This window comes from Massilia sp. LMS1-1-1.1, from assembly GCF_040815535.1.
Taxonomy (GTDB): Bacteria; Pseudomonadota; Gammaproteobacteria; order Burkholderiales; family Burkholderiaceae_D; genus Janthinobacterium; species Janthinobacterium aestuarii.
Genome location: NZ_JBFPNG010000011.1, coordinates 1 through 832, shown reverse-complemented (window position 1 = coordinate 832; position 832 = coordinate 1). Strand labels below are relative to the sequence as shown.

Annotated in this window: 2 tRNA genes and 2 rRNA genes; all 4 read left to right on the top strand. The window is 48.0% G+C overall.

Annotated features, from left to right (window positions below):
* A 16S ribosomal RNA gene (locus MRBLMS1_RS09945) occupies window positions 1–219 on the top strand; the annotation flags it as partial.
* Window positions 220–298: 79 nt separating this feature from the next.
* Window positions 299–375 (top strand) — tRNA-Ile (locus MRBLMS1_RS09940).
* Window positions 376–394: 19 nt separating this feature from the next.
* Window positions 395–470 (top strand) — tRNA-Ala (locus tag MRBLMS1_RS09935).
* Window positions 471–722: 252 nt separating this feature from the next.
* Window positions 723–832: ribosomal RNA gene (locus MRBLMS1_RS09930) — 23S ribosomal RNA — on the top strand; the annotation flags it as partial.

Below are 832 nucleotides of genomic sequence, written 5' to 3'. Positions count from 1 at the left end.
ACTGCATGAAGTTGGAATCGCTAGTAATCGCGGATCAGCATGTCGCGGTGAATACGTTCCCGGGTCTTGTACACACCGCCCGTCACACCATGGGAGCGGGTTTTACCAGAAGTAGGTAGCTTAACCGTAAGGAGGGCGCTTACCACGGTAGGATTCGTGACTGGGGTGAAGTCGTAACAAGGTAGCCGTATCGGAAGGTGCGGCTGGATCACCTCCTTTCTAGAGTTTGCACGAATCAGCAATGATTCACGCATCAAATGTTCACACTTATCGGCTGTTAATATAAAGAACAGCATTTGGGGCTGTAGCTCAGCTGGTTAGAGCACCGTGTTGATAACGCGGGGGTCGTTGGTTCGAGTCCAACCAGCCCTACCAGTTTCTGTAGTAAATCTCAGGGGGATTAGCTCAGCTGGGAGAGCACCTGCTTTGCAAGCAGGGGGTCGTCGGTTCGATCCCGTCATCCTCCACCAAAAGTTCAAACGTAAGTTGATCACATCGGTGATTGAATTTAGGTTTGGTCTTTTCGAGACCAAGTGCTGTATGTTCTTTAACAATCTGGAAGAAGTAAAGATTATTTATTGATCAAGTCTATGCGTGCAGCAATGCATGAGGCGACTTGATGGGTAATGATTGTATGTATCAACAAACAAGCAACAACGTTGTACTTTCTTATCCCTGTAGCGCTCTTTTCGTTTGAAAGAATGAAGAGGCTAACGTTATAGGGACAAGCGAATAAGTGCACATGGTGGATGCCTTGGCGATTACAGGCGATGAAGGACGTAGTAGCTTGCGATAAGCTGCGGGGAGTGAGCAAACACACTTTGATCCGCAG